Below are 21,584 nucleotides of genomic sequence, written 5' to 3' on the forward strand. Positions count from 1 at the left end.
TTTAGGCTCTCACTGGTTGAATTTCGTTTAGGTTAAAGAGTAGTTCTAGTTGGCTGCCATTCGCTAGTAAGCGTTCTGAAGAGCGGTTAAGTAAGTCAACAGTGAGCTCACACTCTTCAACGTTCACTTGATAGCGAATAACATTACCTAGAAGCTGGTGGTTGGTGATCGTACCTACTTGTGGCGCTGAGATGTGGCTATCATATTGACGACCTTGCTCTTTTACATATATAGACTCTGGGCGAATCGCTACTTTCCATTCGGTATCAATGTTGAAGAGTTGCTTGGCTTTATTGGCCTCTACAAGGTTGTAGTGCCCCATGAAACCGGCCACAAACTCGTTAGCAGGATGAGTATAAATTTCTTCAGGTGTTCCTGCTTGAACAATTTCCCCTTTACTCATTAGGAAGATACGATCAGACATAATCATCGCCTCTTCTTGGTCATGAGTTACGAAGATAGTGGTGAGATTCATCTCTTTCTGAATATCTCGGATTTGCTGACGAAGGTGTTTGCGGATTTTGGCATCAAGCGCAGAAAGTGGCTCATCAAGCAATAATATGCGAGGTTTCACCACCAACGCTCGAGCGAGTGCGACACGCTGGCGCTGACCGCCAGAAAGTTGATGCGGATAGTGTTTTTCTTTACCTGCCAGATCCACCAGTTTGATGACTTTAGCCACTTCACGTCGAATATCATCATTCGCAAGCTTTTTCATTTTTAAGCCAAATGCAATGTTGCCTTCGACGGTCATATTGGGAAACAGCGCATACGATTGAAAGACCATCCCAATACCACGCTCTTGCGGGACTTGATGCGTGATATCTTCTCCGTTTACCCAAATCTCGCCTCCATCGACAGGGTTAAGCCCAGCAAGGCTGCGAAGTAGTGTCGATTTACCACAACCGCTAGGGCCCAAAAGCGTAATGAATTCACCTTGCTCGATGTTAAAGTGAATGTCCTCAAATACGGTGTTATCACCAAAACATTTAGTCAGATTTTTCGCTGTTACGTAGCTCATTGTTTGACTCCTCGGCTGAAACGACTTGCCAACCAAGTCAGTAAAAAAATAAATAGGAAGTAGGTCATCACTAAGGCAGACGTAAAGTGGCCGCTCGTCTGACGCATGTTATACAAGTAGATTTGCAGGGTTTCATAACGTGTGCCGACTAAAATATTGGCGAACACAAACTCTCCCAATAGAAATGAAAATGAAAGGAAAAGCGATGCCATCAGTCCTTTTTTGAGGTTAGGTAAAATGACCATCAAAAACGCTTTGGTTGTGCTTGCTCCTAGCAAGTGTGCAGCGTCCATTAAATCGTTAAGGTTAATTGCTTCGAAGCTATTAGAAATCGCACGATACATGAACGGTAACGCTATGGTGAAGTAAGTACCTACTAGAATCCAAGGAGTACCGATAAGGGAGATTTCACTGTCAGCATAAAGTTGAAGCAAGCCGACGGAGGACACCACTGGTGGTACAGCGAATGGTAGCAAAATCAATACGTTCATGAGCTTATCGAGCTTCGGAAAGTAGTAAAACACCACGAATATCGCTGGCAGAACCAGAATTACACTGAGGATTAGCGAAGCAATACAAATAAACAGCGAACGCCCAAACGCTTGCAAAAAGCGTGGGTCGGTCAGCAATTTAACGTACCAATCAAAAGTGAAACCATCTGGAAGCACCGTGGCACCCCAGCGTGATGAAAGCGAATAGACAAAGGTCGCTAAAATCGGGATGAGCATGATCCCAACAATGGAATAAACCACCGTTTTATGGAATCGAGTATTAACGTTGTTCATGACTACTTCCTACCTGCATAGCTTTTCGAAATGAGCCATTGGTTAATCACTGTGATAAAGGCAAGTAACGCCATTAGAATCACCGAAATTGCAGCGGCGAGATTAGGTTCAAGGAACAGGTCTCCCGATACCAGACTCGCAATTCGAATTGTGATGACGTTATAGTTACCGGAGGTCAACGCATAAACACTCGCATATGCGCCAATTGCGTTGGCTATTAAGATAATAAAGGTACCGAATAAGGCTGGTGAGAGCACTGGCAGAGCGATTTTCGCCCAATACTGTGATGTTTTGGCTCCCAGTAGCGCAGCAGCTGCTTGCCAATCATCGCTCAACGCGTCGAACGCAGGGTAGAGCAACAACACCGCCAGCGGGATTTGGAAGTAGATGTAAATGGCCAGCAGACCCCATTTACCATAAAGGTCGAAATCACCGAGTAAGCCATACTGCTTGAGCAAAAGGGTAATCGCCCCATTGGTGCCCAAAATAATGATAAAAGCGAATGACAGAGGTACGCCTGCAAAGTTGCTGCTCATGTTCGTAAACGCAATCACACCGTCGCGGACTTTAGAATCGACTCTGCGTAGAGAAGAGACCAACAGAGTCGCAATGGCTAAGCCAAAAATGCTCGACCATACAGCTAACCACAAACTGTTGCCAAACGCCTGCATCATAAAGGCGGAGTCGAGCACTTCAATGTAGTTATCGAAGGCAAACTCGCCATCGTAGATAAAGCTGTTTAACAGTACCCAAATCATCGGTGCGAGTTGAAATAGGTAGAAAAACAGCGCGAAAGGCACCAACCAAATGGCTGGCTTAAAGCGCTTTAACCAAGTACTTGCCAAATTTGAGCGTGATTCGCTGGAGCTTGGGGAGAGGACTGAACTGCTCATAGTGCTAACAATTCCTGAGTGTATGGCTTCGTGTGGTCAAGGTTTAGCAATTGACAAACGGTGCCACAAATATCAGTTTGCTTAATATGACAATCTTGATGGGTAAACTTATCACCAATGACAAACAGGGGAACTTCTCGTTCTTCAGGTAAAATCCCACCGTGAGAAAGATCGTTGTTCATGCCATGATCGCTGGTCACAATGATTTGATACCCATCAGCAAGCCATTGATCGATGTAGTTGGAAAGAATAATGTCTGCACCTCGCGCACAATTGCGGTATTGGCGAGAGTCTAGGCCAAACTTATGTCCTGTATCGTCGATATTCATCGGATGGATCAATAAGAAATCAGGTTGATAGTTTCGACGTAAATACTCTGCGTCCAGGAACAAGGCTTCATCAGGATAATGATCCCAATGGTAAAAGCAGCCGTGCTGGATATTCAGGGTTTCATCATGCGTGAAACGATCGCGAACAGGTTCAAATGGCGCGCGATTATAAAGCTCACTTACCCAGTGGTAGGCAGCCGCAGCGGTCACTTTTCCTTGGGCTTTTGCCAAACTGAAAATGGAATCGTGTTTGGATAGACGAACGATATTGTTGTTTACGATGCCGCTTTCTACAGGGCGAACGCCCGTTAAAATGCACTCATAAAGTGGGCGAGACATAGAGGGCAGCTCACACTGCACAGGATAAAGCGTTGCGCGAGTTTCTTGTTGGGAACGACTTTGTTCTAGAAGACCATTGAGGTAGCCCATGCAATCACGGGCTACCTGATAGTTCAGTCCATCTAGAACAACAAGGATGACCTTATTGCTCATAACGACTTACTCTTATTGCTGGTGGATTAAGACACTTTCTTGCCATTGACGTGGCAGCTTACGTGCGGACTTTTCCCAAGCTGAGAAGTCAGTCACTGGGTGAACATTGCTGTATTGGTCATTAGCAATTAGCTTGTCTTGCACTGCTTGAGGCAGCGTGATGTTGGTGCGGATTGGACGCGCATAACCTTCTGCTAAGTTGATTTGCCCTTGATCGCTGAAGATGTATTCACGAGCAAGCTTTGCTGCATTAGGGTTCTTCGCGTATTTATTGATTATGGTTGTATAACCAGAAATCACAGAGCCATCTTGAGGAATGCTCACTGTAAAGCGGTCGCGGTCAATTTTGTCGCGGTAGTTCAATGCATTGAAGTCCCACATGATCGCCACTTCCACTTCGCCTTTTTCTAGGTTGGCGATGTTCGGATCGGTAAATGAAAGACGACCTTGCTTCGCGAGTTCAGAAAAGAATTTGAGCGCAGGCTTGAGGTTGGATTCGTCCCCACCGTTGGCGAACGCTGCGGCGAGAACCGCGTTGTTTGCCTGTGCTGCTACGCCTACGTCACCTACGGTCACTTTGTAGTCACCTTTTAATAGGTCATCCCACGTTTTTGGCGCGTCTTTTACGAGGTTATTGTTGGAGATAAAAGAAATAGTGCCAGTGTAGGCAAGTGCCCAATGACCATCTTCGTCTTTTGCCCAATCTGGGATGTCATTCCAAGTTGTTGGTTTATATGGCTGAGTGACGCCTTTTTTTACCGCTACACGTGCAAAGGCAAAGCCTACGTCACCAATGTCTGCGGTCGCGTTTTTCTTCTCAGCTTCGAATTTTGCGATTTCTTGAGCCGAGCTCATATCCGTGTCTTGGTGCTTAAGGTTGTAATTTGACTTTAAATCAGCCCAAGTGTCTTTCCAGTTTGCCCAACTGTCAGGCATACCCACACTGTAAACCGCCCCTTCTTTTTGTGCTGCTGCTACCAAAGATTCAATATCGGCTTCTTTCGCTACTGTTGGCGTAGCGAGCGTTACCGCAATGATTGCCGCTGGTGCGGTAATTGAACGACTTAGCAAAGTTTTCATTGTCTCCATCCTTCTGGACTAGGTCAGTAAGTTCGCTTTGTATGCTATGGATGGAATGTGACGATTTAGCGCAAGTAATTTGACAGTTTTGCTGATTTTATATGGCACTTATATTTCATACGTTCAGTATGTGTTCTGTTGATTAATGTCATATTTTTGTTACGTAAACGCCTTATGTTATTCGTCAAATTATCGTTGGACTAGATCAGAATGAGAGCGACAGGCACCGGACAATTTGGTACCCAATTAGGAAAAATTAGAAGCAGCTTAAAACAGCAGATTCTTTCCGGCATCATGTCGGAAGGACAAAAACTGCCGTCAGAGAGAGAGCTCAGTGAGCTGTTTTCTACGACTCGAATCACTATCAAAGATGCGTTGGTGTCTTTAGAAACGGAAGGTCTTATTTATCGAGAAGAGCGCCGGGGTTGGTATGTATCTCCTGAGCGTATCTGTTACAACCCGTTGTCTCGTTCTCACTTCCATCAAATGATTCGAGAGCAGCATCGTATTGCAGAAACTAAGTTACTCAACGTGCGAAGTGAAATGGCCGCAGGTGAGTATGCCAAATCGTTAGAGGTGGAGCGAATTACCCCAATTTATGTAATTGAACGGTTACGTTTTATTGATGGGCGAGCGGTATTGTTTGTTGAGAACGTGCTCAAAGCGGCACTGTTTGAGGGGATATTGTCTGAGAACCTCACCATGTCCCTGACGGGCATTTATCGTGAGAAGTATGGTTACGAGACAAAGCGCTCTCGTTTTGATGTGATTCCCACGTCAGCTCCTGCTCATGTCGCTAAGGCGTTGAACCTAGCTGAAGGACAACCCGTTCTGAAAATTCGGCGGGTAAACTACAAACAAGATGGGCATTTAATGGACTGCGAATTCGAGTATTGGCGTCCAGACGCAGTGATGATTCGTATTGATAGCGTAGGATAAAGCGCAGAATTAAAAAGAGCCCAATTAAGGGCTCTTTTTCGCATATTGGTAGGAAGGCGCTTTAAACGAGGCCTTGCTCTTTCGCCATTCTGCTTGCAATGCCGGGTGCTTTCCAAATGCTTGGCAGCAAAATGAAAGACACAGGCACGGCAGTAATTACAATGAAAGACTGCAATGCAGAAATACCACCAGAGCCCATTGAGATAAGCGCAATAGCGACAATACCCATAATCAGCCCCCAGAACGAGCGAATCACTGCGTTTGGTTCTGTTGAGCCCGTCATCACTACACTGATTGTGTAAGTCATCGAGTCACCTGTCGTCACGATAAATGTTGTCGTTAAGATCAGGAACAGAACCGAAATGATCATTGGGTAAGGTAATTCACCAGTAATCGCTAGCAGTGCTGCGGGCAAGTTAAAGCCTTCAAACGCAGATGAAATCAAACCAGGGTTATCAAGTTCAAACGCAAGGCCACTGCCACCAACGATACTAAACCAGAAGCAAGTAATCAGCGGTGCCGCGATGCTAATAGACATGATTAATTGGCGAATTGTACGACCACGAGAGATACGAGCAATAAAGATCGCCATCATTGGGCCATAACCGATAAACCAACCCCAGAAGAATACTGTCCACCAGCTTAGCCAGCCTGTATCACCACGGTAAAGTGCCATAGGGAAGAAGTTATCCACCATACGACCAACGCCTTGCACGTAGCCATCAACGATAAAGCTTGTCGGCCCGAAGAACAGGATGTAACCAATTAATAGTACAGACAAAATGATGTTGTAACGACTGACGATTTGAATACCCTTGCTCAAACCGCTCAGTGCGGAAAGGGTATACATCAGGATCGCCGCCATAATAACCATACTTTGCGTTACGAACGTATCTGGCAGGCCAAACAATGAGTTTAGCGCGTAGCTAATTTGTAAACCTAAGAAGCCGATAGGACCGATGGTTCCTGCTGCTACTGCAATGATGCTACATGCGTCAGCAACATCACCAATCCAGCCTTTAATGGCTTTATCACCAAACACAGGGTAAAGCAGAGTACGCGGCTTAAGAGGCAGGCCTTTATCGTAATGCAAGTGCATTAAGACAATGGAAGATAGACCACCAAGGATCGCCCAAGCTAAGAAGCCCCAGTGCATAAAAGACTGAGATAGGGCATTGATTGCGGCAGTTTTCGGTGAGGCTTCCCCGTATAGAGGCGGAGCAGTCACAAAGTGCGCGATAGGCTCAGCTGCGGCCCAGAACACACCACCACCTGCAAGTAGAGTACAGAGTACGATTGACAACCACTTAAAGTTATCAATATCAGGTTTCGCTAGACCACCTAGGCGCACATAACCAGTGCGACCAAACGCAAGAGCCAAACCAATTAGGAAATTCAGAAGAAGCAGTACTTGCCAGTAAGCTCCGAAATATTTAGTAGCAAAGCCGAAGCCGGTGTTAACCATTGCGGTTAGAGAGTCGGTATTCGTTAGAGCAAGTAAAACGAATAGAGTGAGGAAGCTACCACTTAACCAAAAGACAGGATTGGTGAGTTCGAGGCGCTTGAGTAAAGATGGGGGATGAATAGCAGAATAGTCAGCATCCTGAATAGGCGCTGTGTGGGAGGCGGCATTCGTCATATTTGACATAATTACTTCGCTTTTTAGGGCTATGAAGCCGTGCATTTCCCCTCACATCGTTTCAACGAAAAGTGTGAGGATGTTCAAAAAGCCGATGATGTTAACATGTCGAAGTTGCAAATATAACCTTAGATTTCGATTGATTTTTAACAGGTTAGCCAAGTTGCTGATTTTTGGGTAGAGATCAAAAGAAAGAGTTTTTACGTGAAATGCACCGCATTTCGTATGTAATTAACATTTCCCTTGTTTTTGCATGGGATTATCAGGATTACATTGAGAAAACATGTTTTTCCGAAGCTAAGGTTTAACTCGATGGCTCACTTCGAACTTAACGGGCAGTGGATGCTTACCTCGCCACAGCGTCCCAATCTTGAAATTCCAATGTTTATTCCGGGCGATAATGTGTCGGCGCTTTTACAAGCAGAGCAGATTCCAGATCCTTATTTTGCCGATAATGAAAACAAAGTTCGATGGATTGAAGAGTGTGAGTGGCATATCTCACGTGAGTTTGACGTCGACGCGTTTACGTTGTCTGCCAAGCAAATTTGGATGACGCTAACTCGTGTCGATACATTGGCAACCTTCTATGTTAATGGTGAGTTAGCACTAACTTGCAGCAACATGTTTACCCAGCAACGTGTGGATATTAAACCGCATTTAAAGCAAGGTACTAACACGATTCGGGTTGAGTTTGCTCGGGTGGATTTAGAAGGTATCGCAAGAGCAAAAAAACTGCCATTTCCTATTCCATCGGCAATGGGCAACAACCAAATTCCACACATGAACTTGATCCGCAAAACACAATGCCATTCCGGATGGGACTGGGGCATTTGCTTGATGGTATCGGGTATTTACGACCCCATTCAAATCGACATTGTGAATGAGCTTTGGCTCAAAGGTTTCTCGACAGAGCAGCAATGGCAAGCCGATGGGAGTGTGTTTCTTGATGTAGTAGTTGAAGTGGAAACGGACAGTCAACGCCATGAAATGATGGTTGAATTTAATGGTGAGCGTCAATGTATTCAAACAAAAGGAAGTGGTCACTATCATTGCCAGTTCCACATTTTGGAGCCTCAACGCTGGTGGCCATCGGGTTATGGCGAAGCGTATCTCTATCCCATTACCATTTCTTGCAGAGAGCAAAAGTTAACGCACAACATTGGTTTGCGTCAGTTAACCCTAAATAACCAAGTTGATGAGCACGGCTCTGCAATGGAATTTATCGTCAATGGCGTACCGATTAATGCTAAAGGTGCCAACTGGATCCCTATTGACGCAATGCCGGGGCGAGAGTACGAAACACGTTATCGCAACCTTTTGCAAAGTGCGGTTGACGCCAACATGAACATGATTCGCGTATGGGGCGGTGGTCAGTACGAGAGTGAAACCTTTTATAACCTTTGTGATGAACTTGGCTTGTTGGTGTGGCAAGACATGATGTTCGCCTGCTCGTTGTACCCATCAAACGACGAGTTTTTAAAAGACGTAGAAGAAGAACTTAGATTCCAAATCCCGAGGCTTAAGAAGCACCCATCAATCGCACTTTGGTGTGGTGACAATGAAGTGATTGGAGCTATTGGTTGGTATGACGAATCTAAGCGCAGCAAAGTCAAATACACGGTTAACTACGATCGCCTCAACCGCATGATTGAGAAGGAGATTACCGAGCAAGATAGCACTCGCCGTTTCTGGCCAAGTTCCCCATGTAATGGTGAACTGGATTTCGGTGATGCGTGGCATGATGATAGTAAAGGCGATATGCACTTTTGGGACGTTTGGCATTCAGGAAAATCATTCAGTGCCTACCTTGACGTGAATCCTCGTTTTTGCTCTGAGTTTGGTTTTCAATCTTGGCCATCTTTTGCTGAAGTTAAGCGGTTTGTCCCTGAGCAAGACTGGAATATTACATCCCCAACTTTCGAACAACATCAGAAGAACCCTCGAGGTCATAGTATTATTACAGAGATGTTCACGCGCTATTTTCGTTTTCCCTCTGGATTTGAGAGCATGCTGTATTTAAGTCAAGTTCAGCAGGCAATCGCGATCAAAACTGCATGCGATCATTGGCGTGCCATTTCTCCAGTTTGTCGCGGCATGCTGTACTGGCAACTCAACGACAATTGGCCTGTCAGTTCTTGGTCTAGTTTGGAATACAGTGGTCGATGGAAGCAGTTGCACTACCATGCAAAACGCTTTTTTGCGCCGCAGTATTTGGTATTTTCCGAGCATACAGGCGAGTTGAGCCTACATTTGCTCAATGATGCCAAAGAGTCCGCAAGCGTCAACGCATTGCTCAAGTGGGTAGATTGGCAAGGGGAAGAAAAGCAATGTTGGAGCTTAGAACAAACAGTCATAGCAGACAGCAATACGATTTTGTGGCAGTTGGATGAATTGATCGAGAAGGATGAACTTACGTCAGGCTTCTTCTATGTTGAAGCGCAAATCGGTGAAGACAGAATAAGTAACACATGGTTTAGTACTCACGAGCTAAAAACCTTGTCGATAGCGAAAGCCAATATTGGTGTCTCTATTGAAGGGAGGCAAATTACTTTGATTGCGGATAAGCCTGCGTTTTTTGTTCATTTGGAGAGTGATGCTGATGGAAGGTTCAGTGACTCTAGTTTTACTCTGTTGGCCAAGGTTCCAATGACGGTTGAGTATTTAGGTGATGATGTTTCAGGTATGCAGCAGTCGTTGAGGGTATGCCACCTTAATGATTAAAGCGGGCATAGAACATCTATATGCTGATAACTAAAAAGGGAGCGTTTGCTCCCTTTTTAGTTACCAAGTATCCGTTATTAAGCTCAGGTTGAGACAGAAGACTATTTAAGTTTCTGATGGACCCGATAGCTAACGACAAAGCCAATGTAGAATAGTGCAGCAAGAGTAATCACTGCCGTCGCGTACGCCAGCAGGCTGTTTAACCCTAAACCAAAAGCCAAAGTGAAGGCGATACCATGAATGGCTTCCGCAGGGATTCGGTACCAAGCAGCGTGGACGGAAGATCCGAAGAGGATAAAGGTACTAAGTAAGACAATCGTGCCGCCTATAAAGCCGACCCATCTGCTGTTGTTCATGTTGCAGTCTCAGGGGTTACCGAGGTAACGTAACAAAATATTTCAGGATCGTATTATACAACCGATCATCGCGAAAAGCGCTAGAGAAATTTCGCGGATAAAACAGAGTGTTTTAATTCGAACAAAAGAATACGACCATAGCCAACTTAATACAGGAATAACAAAACATGTTGAGATTTATACAACGTCGCCGCATTAAGAAAGTGATTAAACTAATGAGTACCAGATTGGTGGTGGGATACGGCAGTCGTGAGTACTTTTCGGTTGGTCAGGTAAAGACGAGCACCAGCGAGTTAAGCGCGTGCCAACAAAAAATTGCGTTGGCATTATATGCGGATCCGCAAGATCTTGATTTGGAAAATCAACCAGAGTTGCAAGCAATACGCTCAGACGTGGCGTATGACTTCTTCGCTGGTGTCGATTATACCGCTCAAGATGTGCTTAATTTACTCGGTTCTGGTGGCTGGAAAGGAGGTCGAATGGAAGATGGAATGTCTCATCATTTTGGTATGCACAGTCGCTATTAAAAACATGCGTTAATTTTATAAATTCGATAAATATTTTTGCTGTTAAAGATTAATTAAATTTTCTTTCAATTGGGTAACAATTACCTAATTATGCACCCGAATCCCAGCGCGTCGCTGGACTGGTTGGATTGCATACCATGAAATTAATCATCAAAGGATTGGGGCTGAGTGCTCTTGTGCTCAGCATGTTTGCTCATGCAGATAGCAAAACGTTGAACGTTTATGCATGGGGTGGCTATTTGCCGGAAGCATCGTTAAAAGCGTTTGAAAAACAAGAAGGCGTTACGATTAATTATTCGACCTTTGAGAATAATGAATCAATGTACACCAAGCTAAAATTGCTAAAAGGTTCTGGTTACGATGTGGTTTTTGCTTCTGCGTACTTCATTGAAAAAATGGGTCGAGAAGGGCTGCTTTCGAAAATAGATCACGCTCAAGTGCCAAACATGCAAGACACAATGGACGGTTTACTTGGCCAAGCGCACGATCCGAAAAATGATTACTCTCTGCCTTATATTTGGGGCATTACAGGGATCAGCTACAACGAATCCATAGTTGAGCAACCAGTGACCAAATGGGCAGACTTATGGGAGTCTCAATACGAACAACAAGTCATGTTGATTGATGACGTCCGCGACGTGTTCGGTATGGCGCTGAAGAAAAATGGCCATAGCGTGAATACAAAAGACGAAGCTGAAATCGAACAGGCTTTTGATTCTCTAGTAGCGCTGAAAAACAACGTATTACTGTACAACTCAGATGCGCCGCAAGTCCCTTACGTGTCCGGTGAAACATCGGTCGGCATGCAATGGAACGGCAACGCATTCCAAGGACAGGTTGAAATGCCTGAGCTGAAGTTCGTGATGCCGGAAGAGGGCGCGGTATTGTGGATGGACAACTTCACTATTCCGTCTGGCAGTAAAAACAAAGCATTGGCGCATAAATTTATTAACTTCATGTACCAATCAGAGAACCAAGCGGAAATCGTGACCAGTTTGGGTTATGCGTCGGCAACGAACGCTGGGCGTGACAAATTGCCAGAAGAGTTGAAAAATAACCGTACTATTTTCCCTTCATCAGAAGACATGAAAAAAGGCGAGTTTATTAATGATGTTGGCGCAGAAACGTTAGCGATTTACGAAAAGTACTGGCAACGTTTAAGAACGCAATAAGCAACGTCTTTGCCTATTGTTAGGCTTAAAATCGTTCAAATTTGGATTCCCCTCATCACGAAAGTGGTGAGGGGAATTTTTTATAGGCTTTGTACTGCGAGTGTTGCTACGCGGCACGCTTTACGAGGCAGAAGTGCTTTTTACCGCGTTGCAGTAACCAATATTGATCAAACAGTGGGAAGCTTAAACTCGGGTTATCAGCCGCCACTTTTTCACCGTTTACACTGATGGCGTTGTTGCTGATGTGTTCGCGTGCAACACGCTTCGAACTTGCTAAGCCCGACTCAATCAACAGCTCAACCAAATCTTGTTGTGTGCTCTCAATGCTTGGTAAACCATCCAACTCCAACTGTTTTAATTCACCCAAACTCAGTTGTTGCACATTACCGCTGAATAAAGCTTGAGTGATACGCTCGGCACTGGCTAGGCCTTCTTCGCCATGAACAAATCGCGTCATTTCTTCAGCGAGAATACGTTGTGCTTGTGGCTTACCTTGGCTTGCTTGGTCTTGCGCTTCAATGCTGGCAATTTCTTCGCAGCTCAAGAATGTGTAGTAACGCAAGAAGTGGTAAACGTCGGCGTCTTCTGCGCCAAGCCAGAACTGGTAGAACGCGTAAGGAGAGGTCTTGCTAGGATCTAGCCACACTGCGCCGCCTTCGGTTTTGCCAAATTTGGTGCCATCGGATTTGGTGATCAGCGGCAGAGTTAAGCCAAATACTTGCTCACCATTTTGACGGCGAGTTAAATCGATCCCGCTGACGATGTTTCCCCATTGGTCATTGCCACCGATCTGCAAACGGCAACCGTATCGACGGTTTAGCTCGGCAAAATCGTACGATTGCAGTAGGGCGTAGCTAAATTCGGTGAAGGAGATACCTTGGTCAGGTCGTTGCAGGCGTTGTTTTACCGATTCTCGGTTGACCATAGTATTGATCGAGAAGTGCTTACCCACATCGCGGAAGAAGTCGATCACATTGATCGCTTTCATCCAGTCAGCGTTGTTCACCATGATCATCGGCTTGGTCAGTTGGTGGTTCATCAACTGCTGAATTTGATTAGAAAGATCGTTAACCCAGCCGGAGACGATTCCCTCTGAGTTCAGACTGCGCTCAGTCGCTTTAAAGCTTGGGTCGCCAATCATGCCCGTTGCACCGCCAATCAAGGCTATAGCCTGGTGTCCGGCATCTTGAAAGCGCTTAAGCATAATCAAAGGCACGAGGTGGCCGATGTGCAAGCTGCCTGCTGTAGGATCGAAGCCGCAGTAAACGGTTTGAGGCTGTGAGAGAAGTGTCTGAATTTCTTCCAAATCGCTGGCTTGTGCGATCAAGCCACGATCTTGTAAATCTTGCAGTAATGGTGTCGTCATTCTTTTTGTCTGTCTTAGTGGTTGTTGTATTCAGACTAAAACGCGACACCTTTTGTCGATATATCCCTTAAGGGACAGTTTTTTATCTTGAATGGAGAATAAGGTGATTGAGGAAAAGCTGGAATAACTCACTCAATGAAGACACATTTAACTGCGAGTAAATGCGTTTTCGATGATTTTTGACTGTGCCTTGCACTAAGTGTAACCGCGCGGCAATTTCTTTGGTGTCAAACCCTTGAGCGAGAAGTGAAGCCACCTCTTGCTCGCGACGAGTGAGTGATTCTAAGCCAAATGTTGCTAAAGCTTGCTCAATGGCTAATCGCATACTGCCAGAATAAGCACTCTGGGCAAAAACAGGCTCAGAAAAGGTAAACTCCGTTTGTTTCCAGTGCTGCTGACAAAGCGATTGAATTATCGGGAAGTAGGGCTTTAGCTTATTGATTTGTTGCTGAGAAAAGTATTTTCCATCAGTCATATATCCGAAGTACAGCATGACCCAACGGCCAGATTCAACTTCGACTAGCATGCTAAGCTCGTCTTTCCACCCTGTTTGATGATAGAACTGCTCGCAGTATGAGGTGAAGTCAACGCCTTTACGCGCCACGTCTTTGAGCGTAAATACGCCTTGTTGCTTTGTCTCGTTTAGTTTGAGAAAAAAAGGGTCATTTTGAAATGAGTCAGTAAGGTAGCGTTGAAAAAGTAACTCTCGCTCGTTCTCAATTGAGTCGTAGAGATAAATAGGATGTTTACCTTCTCGGTAACCTAAAATAACTGCGCAATCAAAATGAAAAAGAGTGCGAATGACACGCATAAGTTTAGGAGTAAAGTTAGGCGTGTTAAGAGCAGAAATTGCTTCTGCTAGCAGATTATTAAAGTTATTGTCAGGCATGGGATACCGAATTGCAGGTGGTTTTGCGCAAGCATAACCAAAAGCAATCCAACGAGAAAGGGAAGTCGCCATCTTCTGGTGGCTTCCATAGAGAAAGTTGCGTAAGTGCTCAGTTTTGAGGAATCATAGCCCCGTTAACTTATTGATAAGGGTGCATAACAACGGTTTTATTTAAGCAATTAGTTGCTATGCGTTACTGCGAGTTAGTGAGCTCTTCGTTAACCCAATATTTAGAACCAGACACGTTAGCATCGATGAGCAAACCTTTAGCGTTCAACTGATAGACGGCGACGCCGCTGTTAAATTGTTTTGAAAGTTGCTCTGAATCTTCGCCCGCAACAGCAGAGGCTTCACTTGTGGCCTCCCATCCTTCGTTGACGAACGTATCAAAGTCTTCTTTGCTCTCAAACAGAACCACTTGTTGGTAAAATTTGCCGCCAGCCCCAAGTGCAACGCCCAAACCAAACATATTCATATAAGTGCGTTCTTCTGTTTCCTTATTCACTGCGACTCCTGACCCTGAGTTGGTGTGAAACAGCAAAGATAATTTACGAGAATCAAAGACCGCGTAGCCGTACGCGTTGTCGTAAATAGCTTTTGCCTCCGGCTTTTCATTAAATAACTTGAGCAAAGCGCTATCTGCCATTAAGTCCACGGCTTGGCGAGCTTCTTCTGGCGTATCGCCTTCCATCAGCTCATCAATTTTTTTGTCGGCAGCATCTATCCATTCTTTGCTTTTCTCGATGCTGGCTTCTGTCCATTCGCCTGCGGTATTGATCGCTTCCTCGGACCAATTCGTGAAATCTTGCCACGCTTGTTTTGAAAACGCTTTGGTGTCGTCCCAAGCATCTTGGGCAGTATCAGAAACTGCGTCGCCAAGCTCAGACATTTTATTGGAAATTTCATCCCAATCGGCATAAGCAGGGGATGCCAGGAGCATCAATGTAGTAAGGAGTGCGATAGGCTTTTTCATCAAATTCTCTCTGGAGTTATCGATATACCATTCATTTTAGGTCATCAGACTTTGATAATGAAATTGACTAAATGACGAACTTGAGAGAGGAATCACGAACTGATTGTGAAATGACGTGTGAATAACAAAGCCCTCACAAGGGGAGTGTGAGGGCTAGAGTTTATCGTGTGTTACTTGCTGCTAACTTTACCGAGTTTTAACCAAGTATCGATAACCGTATCTGGGTTTAGTGATACAGAGCTAATACCTTGATCCATTAGCCATTCCGCTAAGTCGTCGTGGTCTGATGGGCCTTGACCACAAATACCAACGTATTTGCCTGCTTTTGTTGCTGCATCAATCGCCATCTGAAGCATTACCTTAACCGCTGGGTTACGCTCATCAAATAGATGTGCAACATCGCCAGAGTCACGATCAAGTCCAAGCGTTAGCTGAGTCATGTCGTTTGAACCAATCGAGAAGCCATCAAAGTACTTTAAGAACTCATCGGCAAGGACCGCGTTGGATGGCAGTTCGCACATCATGATGACTTTAAGACCCTGATCGCCACGGCGCAGATCAAACTTCGCTAGCAAATCAATCACTGATGCTGCTTCGCTTGGTGTACGCACAAATGGGATCATGATTTCAACGTTTTTCAGACCCATTTCGTTACGAACGCGTTTGATTGCTTGAGTTTCTAGCTCGAAGCAGTCTTCAAACACTGGAGAAATGTAACGAGACGCGCCACGGAAGCCAAGCATTGGGTTTTCTTCATGCGGTTCGTATGCTTTACCGCCAACCAAGTTGCTGTATTCGTTAGACTTAAAGTCAGACATACGAACAATAACGCGTTTCGGCCAAAATGCCGCAGCAATGGTTGCGATACCTTCTGTCAGTTTGCTTACGTAGAAATCGATAGGATCTTTGTAACCACGAATACGCTGAGTGATTTCTGCTTTTAGCTCATCGCTTTGTGCATCAAAGTTAAGTAATGCTTTCGGGTGGATACCAATCATCTTATTGATGATGAATTCAAGACGCGCAAGACCAACACCTTCATTTGGAATTTGTGCGAAGTCAAACGCGCGATCAGGGTTACCCACGTTCATCATCACTTTTGTTGGTAGCAGTGGCAGTTCATCAACAGAAGAGCGTTTTACATCAAACTCAAGTTCACCTTGGTAAACGTAGCCCGTTTCACCCTCTGAACAAGATACGGTCACGGTTGCACCATCGGTTAACTTGCTTGTCGCATCGCCACAGCCAACGATTGCAGGAATACCAAGCTCACGAGCGATGATGGCAGCGTGGCAAGTACGGCCACCACGGTTGGTTACGATTGCAGATGCTTTTTTCATCACTGGTTCCCAATCTGGGTCAGTCATGTCTGTAACTAGCACGTCACCTTCTTGGACTAAAGACATTTGGTCCAGAGAGTCAACCAAGCGAACCACGCCTTTACCGATGCGCTGACCGATTGCACGACCTTCAACCAAAACATCCGCTTTGTTTTGTAGCTCGTAGCGCTCAATCACGTTTTGTTCCGTTTGTGAACATACGGTTTCAGGACGCGCTTGAACAATGTACAGCTTGCCATCAATGCCATCTTTTGCCCATTCAATGTCCATTGGACGCTGATAGTGCTTTTCGATGATCATTGCTTGCTTTGCGAGCTCTTTGATCTCGTCGTCGTTCAATGAGAACGTGTTGCGCTCTTCATCAGGAGTATCAACGATATCAACTTGTTTGCCGATTTCTTGGTTATCTGAGTAGATCATTTTGATCAACTTAGAACCAAATGTTTTCTTAACGATTGGGTGTTCGCCTGCTTCAAGCATTGGCTTGTGAACGTAGAACTCGTCAGGGTTTACTGCACCTTGAACGACCATCTCGCCTAGACCCCATGAAGAGGTGATGAAGACAACTTGGTCGAAACCCGATTCAGTGTCTAGTGTAAACATAACACCCGACGAGGCTTTATCTGAACGCACCATACGTTGGATACCCGCAGATAGCGAGATGCCACGGTGGTCGAACCCTTGGTGAACGCGGTAAGAAATCGCACGGTCGTTAAATAGAGAAGCGTAAACGTGCTTAGTTGCTTCTAGTACTGCGTCGATGCCTTTCACGTTCAAAAACGTTTCTTGCTGACCAGCAAAAGAAGCATCAGGTAGGTCTTCTGCCGTAGCAGATGAACGAACTGCGACTGAAAGCTCAGGATTGCCTTCGATCAGTTCTTGGTAATTTTCACGAATTTCTTGTTCAAGGTCCGCAGGGAAAGGGGCCTCTAATACCCATTGACGAATGTTTGCACCTGTCTTACGCAGAGCTTCTACATCTTCAACGTCTAGTTCATCGAGTAATTGGTGAATACGCTCATCCAAACCTTCGTGGTCAAGGAATTGGTTAAACGCGTATGAGGTTGTCGCAAAACCATTTGGTACAGAAACGCCTGCGTTTGCTAGGTTAGAAACCATTTCGCCAAGTGAAGCATTCTTACCGCCGACTTTGTCGACATCATCCATGGATAGGCCATTGAACCAGAGGGTGTTCTTTTGCATGTCTTTCTCCAGAAACATTGCAGCTTAGTAGGGGGACTTAAATCGATCTAAACAATCGCATGTTGGCTGTTATTACACGTTGACCATACATTGCTTCATTTAGATTGATATCAAAGGCAAACGATTACGTTCTGGCTGAAAAAAATTCAAAAGAATTTTTAAAGCTGTGGTGAACCTAACTGAAAGCCAAACTGATTTATTAATATTATGTGTACCATCCTACTCAAAAGATTTTGAAAAATTAAACAGAAATGCAAATAAATAACCAAAGTCGTGATGTATTCTATGTTTCTGACGGTACGGCGATAACATGTGAGACATTAGGGCATGTTGTTCTCGGTCAATTTCCGTTCATTCCTAACGAAAAAACCTTTCCGTTTGTAGAAAGCCAGGACAAAGCTACTGACGTAGTCAAAGAAATTGAAACTTCCTACCAGCGCAATGGCGTCAAACCTCTGGTCTTTTTCTCAATTGTCGTTCCAGAAGTACGTGAAATGCTGCTTGAAGCGCCGGCATACAGTTACGATGTGTTGGAGAGTATTGTGCAGAAAGTGCAAGACGACATTCAGATGGCACCAAAGCCTAAGTTGCAGCGTTCTCGCAGTGTGGGGAAAGATTCCGACACCTATTTTGACCGTATTGCGGCTATTGAATACACATTGGCGCATGATGATGGCATCACGCTAAAAGGGTTGGAACAAGCCGATATTATCCTGCTGGGAGTATCGCGCAGCGGAAAAACGCCGACTAGCTTGTACATGGCGATGCAATTTGGTTTACGTGTTGTGAACTATCCGTTCATTGCGGAAGATGTGAAGATGATGCGTTTGTTGCCTGAGTTTGAGATCCATCGTCATAAGTTGTTTGGGCTGACGATCGATCCCGGGCGCTTGACTGAAATCCGTGAGAATCGTTTGTCTGGAAGTGATTACGCTAGCACAGAGCAGTGCAAGCTGGAGCTAGACACTGTTGAGGCGTTGTTTAGAAGAGAGGCGATCCCATATATCAATACGTCCTCTCTGTCTGTTGAGGAAATTACTACGCGTATTCTGGAAAAAGCAGGAATGAAGCGTCGCTTGTTTGGCTAACAAGAGACGCTCATGTCGCTATGTGTAAGAGGAGGTAAGATGTGTACCTCCTCTATCGAATGAACCTTAGACAGAATTAATAGTATTGGAACATCTTTTGGATGTCTTGATAGTTTTTGGTCTGAGTCAGTGACAACATCAGTAAGATACGTGCTTTTTGTGGGTTCAATGTACCAGCGGCAACAAAGCCGTATTTTTCGTCATCAATTTCAGCATCCAAAGTGGTTGAGCCGCTAGGCGTTCGGGAGCTTCTTACAACAACAACGCCATCTTTACTCGCTTTCTCTAGCTCATCAAACACAGTGTGGTACAAGTTACCATTACCGACACCAGCACTTACGATGCCGTCAAACTTCGCATCCACAAAGGCTTTCACTGGCAAATTGGAGGCATTTGCATAGTTATAAACAATACCGACCTTAGGCAACTTAGTAAGCTTTGATACATCGAATGGGGTTTCTGTCGTATGTTTACGCTCTGGGCTTCGTTGATATTTGGCATCGCTATTATGAATGTAGCCGATAGCACCAAAGTTGGGTGACTGGAAAGTGCTGACGGAGGTTGTATTGGTTTTTGTCACATCTCGCACATCGAAAATCGTGTCATTCATTGCGACTAGCACGCCACGTCCTTCTGAATCTTCATCGGTGGCTGTTACGACTGCATTGTATAAGTTGACTGGTCCATCAGCACTCATTGCGGTGGAAGGACGCATTGCACCGACGATCACGACAGGCTTTTTGCTCTTGACGGTCAGATCAAGGAAGTAAGCGGTTTCCTCTAACGTATCCGTACCATGAGTAATGACGATGCCGTCAACATCATCTTGATCGAGTAGCTCATTAACTCTTTTCGATAATTTTAGCCACACTTCATCATTCATATCTTGTGAACCGATACTGACCACTTGCTCTCCAGAAATATCGGCAATGTTGGTCATACTCGGCACCGCAGAAATCAATGATTCAACGCCGACTTTACCTGCTGTGTAGTTTGATTCTGTTGCAGATTGACCTGCGCCTGCTATGGTGCCGCCAGTGGCAAGAATTTTAATGTTCGGAAGATCGGATTGCGCGAAAGACAAAGAACTAAGGCACAAACCAAGGGTTATCGTACTGAGGCGGAAAAGATTTTTCGTCATGGGAATCACCTGCTGTTAGGTTGGATGTTGGGGAGCTCATCTATCCTAAAAACAGCGGGTTAGATTTTTTGAGTACTAGTTCAACAAATTGCAGATGAAGATCGTGATCAACTAATCACTTAAAGAATATTAAATCAACCAGTTAACCTAATTGGCGTGTTTCTTTAACAAGTGAGATGTGCTAGTAACGTGCACAACGTGTTAAGTCCTATAATTTATTGATTTATAAATAGAAGGAGGTAGGAGTCTCGTGATGAGGTTATTAAACATGAATTTAGCCGTGCAATTTTCCAAAGTTTACAGTGTAAAAAAAGCGGCTTTACCCCGGAACAGATAAAAGCCGCTTGCCAATGATGTGTTAATTCACATCTTATCGCATAATCATTTGTTCACGACCAGGACCCACAGACACCATTTTTACTGGTACGCCCATGAGTTCCTCAATGCGTAGAACGTATTTCTGTGCTGCTACTGGAAGCTCTTCAAACTTACGACAACCTGTGATGTCCTCGCTCCAGCTTTCCATCTTCTCGTAGATTGGCGCAAGAGAGGCAGTTTGAGGCCAGATTGGGTTTTCGCTGTGGTCGCCTTCGTAGCCAACACAGATTTTCAGATCGTTAAGGCCAGTCAAACAGTCTACTTTCGTTAGTGCAATTTCAGTTGCGGCTTGCAGTTCAACGCCATTCTTCGTAGCGACTGCGTCGAAGTAGCCCATGTCGCGTGGACGACCCGTAGTTGCACCGAACTCGCCAGCAAGTTCGCGGAAAGCGTCTTGCTCTTCCATTGCAGTGATCAACGTACCAGTACCCACTGATGAGCTGAAGGCTTTTGCAACCGCAATAACGCGTTCAGGACGAAGTGCCGGAAGGCCACTACCGATACCCGCGTACATTGATACAACGTTAGAAGATGTTGTCCAAGGGTACTCACCGTAAACAAGGTCACGACCCGCGCCAAGCTGCGCTTCGAACAATAGAGTTTTGTCTTTCGCTTGTAGTTCTTTTAGAGGAAGCGTTACGTTGCAAATTGAATCGCGCCAAGGTGCAGAGACTTCTAGCAGCCAGTTCGCCAGTTCTTCAGCGGTTTGTTCAAACTCGAACGTCGGGTAAAGTGCACGCAGTTGCGGCAGTTTCCAATCCATCATGAATTGAAGGCGTTCAACCAATACTTCTGGTTGCTTCAACCAACCAACTAGGATGCCTTTCTTCATTACGCGGTCACCGTACGCAGGTGCAATACCTTGACGAGTTGAACCGTATGCTTTGTCGCCTAAACGTTGTTCTTCTAGCGTATCTTCTAGTGCGTGTAGAGGTAGACACAGTGTTGCGCGATCTGAGATGCACATATTCACTTTTACGCCTGCTTCTTCAACTTCCGCAATCTCCTGAGACAGCAACGCAGGGCTGATAACCATACCCGGACCTAACACTGCCAAACAGTCTGGGTTGAATACGCCACTTGGTAGCTGGTGCAGCTTAAACGTACCTAGATCGTTAACCACGGTGTGACCCGCGTTGTTACCACCTTGGAAACGAATGCTCGCAGAAGCTTGCTCTGCCAAAAAGTCAACGATGCGGCCTTTGCCTTCATCACCCCAGTTTGCACCCACAACAACGATAGACGACATAAT

The 21,584-nt window shown here is 45.2% G+C and carries 18 protein-coding genes; 5 read left to right on the forward strand and 13 right to left on the reverse strand.

Features of this window, described 5'->3' with window-relative positions; all coding sequences use genetic code 11:
• Position 1 precedes the first annotated feature (1 nt).
• Genes R8269_RS00975 through R8269_RS00995 form a run of 5 tightly spaced genes read right to left on the reverse strand, consistent with a single transcriptional unit; the run spans position 2 to position 4,600 of the window.
• Complete coding sequence (locus R8269_RS00975; RefSeq protein WP_085569185.1) at positions 2–1,021, reverse strand: ABC transporter ATP-binding protein; 1,020 nt, start codon at positions 1,019–1,021, stop codon at positions 2–4.
• The gene (locus R8269_RS00980; RefSeq protein ID WP_064369404.1) at positions 1,018–1,806 is read right to left on the reverse strand and encodes an ABC transporter permease; all 789 of its coding nucleotides are present in this window, start codon (positions 1,804–1,806) and stop codon (positions 1,018–1,020) included. The genes R8269_RS00975 and R8269_RS00980 overlap by 4 nt, the downstream gene beginning before the upstream one ends.
• A gap of 2 nt (positions 1,807–1,808) precedes the next feature.
• Positions 1,809–2,699: an ABC transporter permease gene (locus R8269_RS00985; RefSeq protein ID WP_047102769.1), complete on the reverse strand. Its 891-nt coding sequence runs from the start codon at positions 2,697–2,699 to the stop codon at positions 1,809–1,811.
• On the reverse strand, positions 2,696–3,520 hold the full coding sequence (locus R8269_RS00990; RefSeq protein ID WP_005373854.1) for an alkaline phosphatase family protein: 825 nt from the start codon (positions 3,518–3,520) through the stop codon (positions 2,696–2,698). The genes R8269_RS00985 and R8269_RS00990 overlap by 4 nt, the downstream gene beginning before the upstream one ends.
• 12 nt (positions 3,521–3,532) lie before the next feature.
• Positions 3,533–4,600, reverse strand: coding sequence for an ABC transporter substrate-binding protein (locus tag R8269_RS00995; RefSeq protein ID WP_005373851.1), 1,068 nt, complete (start codon positions 4,598–4,600; stop codon positions 3,533–3,535).
• Positions 4,601–4,810: 210 nt separating this feature from the next.
• On the opposite strand from R8269_RS00995, the gene R8269_RS01000 reads away from it, so the two are divergent.
• Positions 4,811–5,539: a UTRA domain-containing protein gene (locus tag R8269_RS01000; protein ID WP_005387087.1), complete on the forward strand. Its 729-nt coding sequence runs from the start codon at positions 4,811–4,813 to the stop codon at positions 5,537–5,539.
• Between the two features lie 61 nt (positions 5,540–5,600).
• Here the strand turns inward: R8269_RS01000 and R8269_RS01005 are convergent, their stop codons facing one another.
• On the reverse strand, positions 5,601–7,187 hold the full coding sequence (locus R8269_RS01005) for a BCCT family transporter (protein ID WP_005373846.1): 1,587 nt from the start codon (positions 7,185–7,187) through the stop codon (positions 5,601–5,603).
• A gap of 303 nt (positions 7,188–7,490) precedes the next feature.
• Here R8269_RS01005 and R8269_RS01010 point away from each other — a divergent pair, with 303 nt between their 5' ends.
• Positions 7,491–9,899, forward strand: a complete 2,409-nt coding sequence (locus R8269_RS01010; RefSeq protein WP_258477259.1) for a beta-mannosidase — start codon at positions 7,491–7,493, stop codon at positions 9,897–9,899.
• 101 nt (positions 9,900–10,000) lie between these two features.
• On the opposite strand, the gene R8269_RS01015 is transcribed toward R8269_RS01010, so the two are convergent.
• The gene (locus R8269_RS01015; RefSeq protein WP_005387084.1) at positions 10,001–10,255 is read right to left on the reverse strand and encodes a hypothetical protein; all 255 of its coding nucleotides are present in this window, start codon (positions 10,253–10,255) and stop codon (positions 10,001–10,003) included.
• Between the two features lie 167 nt (positions 10,256–10,422).
• On the opposite strand from R8269_RS01015, the gene R8269_RS01020 reads away from it, so the two are divergent.
• A complete protein-coding gene (locus tag R8269_RS01020; protein ID WP_318222422.1) occupies positions 10,423–10,782 on the forward strand; it encodes a DUF6559 family protein in 360 nt (119 codons plus the stop codon).
• A gap of 137 nt (positions 10,783–10,919) precedes the next feature.
• Entirely contained in the window at positions 10,920–11,954 is a 1,035-nt protein-coding gene (locus R8269_RS01025; protein ID WP_054577719.1) for an ABC transporter substrate-binding protein, read from the forward strand.
• Between the two features lie 106 nt (positions 11,955–12,060).
• On the opposite strand, the gene tyrS is transcribed toward R8269_RS01025, so the two are convergent.
• From tyrS to ppsA, 4 genes are all read right to left on the reverse strand, one after another.
• Positions 12,061–13,320, reverse strand: coding sequence for a tyrosine--tRNA ligase (gene tyrS, locus R8269_RS01030; protein ID WP_182015815.1), 1,260 nt, complete (start codon positions 13,318–13,320; stop codon positions 12,061–12,063).
• Between the two features lie 82 nt (positions 13,321–13,402).
• The gene (locus tag R8269_RS01035) at positions 13,403–14,209 is read right to left on the reverse strand and encodes a helix-turn-helix domain-containing protein (RefSeq protein ID WP_182015934.1); all 807 of its coding nucleotides are present in this window, start codon (positions 14,207–14,209) and stop codon (positions 13,403–13,405) included.
• Between the two features lie 193 nt (positions 14,210–14,402).
• On the reverse strand, positions 14,403–15,182 hold the full coding sequence (locus tag R8269_RS01040; protein WP_005373824.1) for a hypothetical protein: 780 nt from the start codon (positions 15,180–15,182) through the stop codon (positions 14,403–14,405).
• A gap of 170 nt (positions 15,183–15,352) precedes the next feature.
• Positions 15,353–17,725 (reverse strand): phosphoenolpyruvate synthase, encoded by a 2,373-nt coding sequence (gene ppsA / locus R8269_RS01045; protein WP_047102763.1) that lies wholly within the window; start codon positions 17,723–17,725, stop codon positions 15,353–15,355.
• Positions 17,726–17,976: 251 nt separating this feature from the next.
• Here ppsA and R8269_RS01050 point away from each other — a divergent pair, with 251 nt between their 5' ends.
• Positions 17,977–18,813, forward strand: coding sequence for a pyruvate, water dikinase regulatory protein (locus R8269_RS01050; protein WP_042523263.1), 837 nt, complete (start codon positions 17,977–17,979; stop codon positions 18,811–18,813).
• A gap of 76 nt (positions 18,814–18,889) precedes the next feature.
• Here the strand turns inward: R8269_RS01050 and ansB are convergent, their stop codons facing one another.
• On the reverse strand, positions 18,890–19,954 hold the full coding sequence (gene ansB, locus R8269_RS01055) for an L-asparaginase 2 (RefSeq protein ID WP_318222423.1): 1,065 nt from the start codon (positions 19,952–19,954) through the stop codon (positions 18,890–18,892).
• 370 nt (positions 19,955–20,324) lie between these two features.
• The gene (locus R8269_RS01060) at positions 20,325–21,581 is read right to left on the reverse strand and encodes an adenylosuccinate synthase (RefSeq protein ID WP_005373814.1); all 1,257 of its coding nucleotides are present in this window, start codon (positions 21,579–21,581) and stop codon (positions 20,325–20,327) included.
• Between the last annotated feature and the right edge of the window lie 3 nt (positions 21,582–21,584).

This window comes from Vibrio sp. Vb0667, assembly GCF_033391095.1.